This window comes from Roseateles cavernae (assembly GCF_040187885.1).
GTDB lineage: Bacteria > Pseudomonadota > Gammaproteobacteria > Burkholderiales > Burkholderiaceae_C > Roseateles_E > Roseateles_E cavernae.
The window spans coordinates 1-3,146 of the sequence record NZ_JBDPLH010000031.1 but is presented as its reverse complement, the minus strand read 5'-3'; the positions used below and the strand labels follow the sequence as shown (position 1 = coordinate 3,146).

Annotated in this window: 4 protein-coding genes; all 4 read left to right on the top strand. The window is 66.7% G+C overall.

Features of this window, described 5'->3' with window-relative positions; translation table 11 throughout:
• Positions 1 to 909 (top strand): branched-chain amino acid ABC transporter permease (locus ABGI63_RS25705; RefSeq protein WP_349745361.1); only part of this gene is annotated, 909 nt, incomplete at its 5' end.
• 11 nt (positions 910 to 920) lie between these two features.
• Complete coding sequence (locus ABGI63_RS25700; RefSeq protein ID WP_349745360.1) at positions 921 to 2,009, top strand: branched-chain amino acid ABC transporter permease; 1,089 nt, start codon at positions 921 to 923, stop codon at positions 2,007 to 2,009.
• 18 nt (positions 2,010 to 2,027) lie between these two features.
• A complete protein-coding gene (locus tag ABGI63_RS25695; RefSeq protein WP_269840685.1) occupies positions 2,028 to 2,804 on the top strand; it encodes an ABC transporter ATP-binding protein in 777 nt (258 codons plus the stop codon).
• Between the two features lie 15 nt (positions 2,805 to 2,819).
• A partial coding sequence (locus ABGI63_RS25690) for an ATP-binding cassette domain-containing protein (protein WP_349745359.1) occupies positions 2,820 to 3,146 on the top strand: 327 nt, incomplete at its 3' end.

Genomic DNA, 3,146 nt, shown 5'->3' with positions numbered 1-3,146 from the left:
CAGCAAATCATCAACGGGCTGGTGCTCGGAAGCATGTATGCGCTGGTGGCCTTGGGCTACACGATGGTGTACGGGATCATCAACCTGATCAATTTCGCGCACGGCGAGGTGTTGATGGTGGGGGCGCTGGTGAGCTGGACGGTGGTGACCTTTTTGGTCGACAGCGGGCTGCCGGGCTGGGCGCTGATGGTGGTGGCGCTGATCTGCGCGGTGGTGGTGTGCACGACGCTGAACTTCGTGATCGAGAAGATCGCGTACCGGCCGCTGCGCAATGCGCCGCGGCTGGCGCCGCTGATCACCGCGATGGGGGTGAGCCTGCTGCTGCAGACGCTGGCGATGATCATCTGGAAGCCCAACCCCAAGCCCTTCCCGCTGCTGCTGCCGACCACGCCGTTTGATCTGGGCGGGCCGGTGATCACGGTGACGCAGTGCCTGATCCTGGGCAGCACGGTGATGATACTGGCGGCGCTGCTGTGGCTGGTCAATCACACCAAGCTGGGCCGCGCGATGCGGGCCACCGCCGAGAATCCGCGTGTGGCGGGGCTGATGGGGGTGAAGCCGGACTTCATCATCTCGGCCACCTTCGTGATCGGTGCGGCGCTGGCCGCGGTGGCCGGCCTGATGTGGGCGGCCAACTACGGCACGGTGCAGCACACCATGGGCTTCATGCCCGGGCTGAAGGCCTTCACGGCGGCGGTGCTGGGCGGCATCGGCAACCTGGCCGGCGCCATGGTGGGCGGCGTGCTGCTGGGGCTGATTGAGGCCATCGGGGCGGGCTATCTGGGTGAGCTGACCGGCGGCGTGCTGGGCAGCCACTACGCCGACATCTTCGCCTTCGTGGCGCTGATCCTGGTGCTGACCCTGCGCCCCTCGGGCCTGCTGGGTGAGCGCGTGGCCGATCGGGCCTAAGGAGAGACTTCATGCAAAAGAACAAACTCATCGTCTTCCTGGCGGCGGCCTTGGGCCTGCTGGTGCTGCCGCTGGTGGCCCAGCAGTTCGGCAACGGGCCGGTGCGCATCCTCGACCTGGCGCTGCTGTACGTGCTGCTGGCGCTGGGCCTGAACATCGTGGTGGGCTATGCCGGCCTGCTGGACCTGGGCTATGTGGCCTTCTACGCGGTGGGCGCCTACATGTTCGCGCTCTTGGCCAGCCCGCACCTGAGCGAGAACTTCGAAGCCTTCCGGGCCATGTTCCCCGACGGGCTGCACTCGCCGCTGTGGATCGTGATCCCGCTGGGCGCGGGGCTGGCCGGCTTCTTCGGCGTGATGCTGGGGGCGCCGACCTTGAAGCTGCGCGGCGACTACCTGGCCATCGTGACGCTGGGCTTTGGCGAGATCATCCGCGTGTTCCTGAACAACCTGGAGCACCCGGCCAACATCACCAACGGCCCGCGCGGCATCGGCCAGATCGACTCGATCCGCTTCTTCGGGCTGGACCTGGGCAAGCCCACCGAGATCTTCGGCTTCGTGCTGCCCTCGGTGACGCTGTACTACTACCTGTTCCTGGCCCTGGTGGTGGCCTCGGTGGTGATCTGCTACCGGCTGGAGAACTCGCGCATCGGGCGGGCCTGGATGGCCATCCGCGAAGACGAGATCGCGGCCAAGGCCATGGGCATCAACACCCGCAACCTCAAGCTGCTGGCCTTCGGCATGGGCGCGACCTTCGGCGGCGTGGCCGGCTCGATGTTCGGCGCCTTCCAGGGCTTTGTGAGCCCCGAGTCCTTCAGCCTGCAGGAGTCGGTGATGATCGTGGCGATGGTGGTGCTGGGCGGCATCGGCCACATCCCCGGCGTGATCCTGGGGGCCTTGCTGCTGGCCATGCTGCCCGAGGTGCTGCGCTATGTGGCCGGCCCGCTGCAGGAGATGACCGGCGGACGGCTGGACGCCTCCATCCTGCGCCAGCTGCTGGTGGCGCTGGCCATGATCAGCGTGATGCTGCTGCGCCCGCGCGGGCTGTGGCCCTCGCCCGAGCACGGCAAGGCCGCGCCCGCGCCGACCGACAAGAAGTAAGAGCAAGGACAGACTCCCATGACTGACACCGTACTGAGCGTCAAAGGCGTCTCCAAGCGCTTCGGCGGGCTGCAAGCCCTCTCCGAAGTGGGCATCGAGATCAAGAAGGGCCAGGTCTACGGCCTGATCGGCCCCAACGGCGCGGGCAAGACCACCTTCTTCAACGTCATCACCGGGCTCTACACCCCGGACGGCGGGACCTTCATGCTCGGCGGCGAGCCCTACACGCCGCAGGCCGTGCACCAGGTGGCCAAGGCCGGCATCGCGCGCACCTTCCAGAACATCCGGCTGTTCGCCGACATGACGGCGCTGGAGAACGTGATGGTGGGCCGTCACATCCGCACCGGCTCGGGCCTGATGGGCGCGATCTTCCGCACCCCCGGCTTCAAGGCCGAGGAAGCCGCCATCGCGCAGCGCGCGCAGGAGCTGCTGGACTATGTGGGCATCGGCAAGTACGCCGAGTTCAAGGCGCGCACGCTGAGCTACGGCGACCAGCGCCGCCTGGAGATCGCGCGCGCCCTGGCCACCGACCCCAAGCTGATCGCGCTGGACGAGCCGGCCGCGGGCATGAACGCCACCGAGAAGGTCGTGCTCAGAGAGCTGATCGACCGCATCCGCAAGGACGGCCGCACCATCCTCTTGATCGAACACGACGTCAAGCTGGTGATGGGCTTGTGCGACCGCGTCACGGTGCTGGACTACGGCAAGCAGATCGCCGAAGGCACGCCCTATGACGTGCAGCGCAACGAGAAGGTGATCGAAGCCTATCTGGGCGCGGGCCACGCGGCCCACTGAACAGGAACCCACAAGATGTCAGACACACAAACCCTGCTCAAGGTCACGAAGCTGAAGGTGGCCTATGGCGGCATCCAGGCCGTCAAGGGCGTGGACTTCGAAGTCAAGAAGGGCGAACTCGTCAGCCTGATCGGCGCCAACGGCGCGGGCAAGACCACCACGCTCAAGGCCGTCACCGGCATCCAGCCGGTAGCCGACGGCGACATTCACTACAAAGGCCAGTCCATCAAGGGCCAGGGCGCCTGGGACCTGGTCAAGCAAGGCCTGGTGATGGTGCCCGAAGGGCGCGGCACCTTCACCCGCATGACCATCACCGAGAACCTGCAGATGGGCGCCTACATC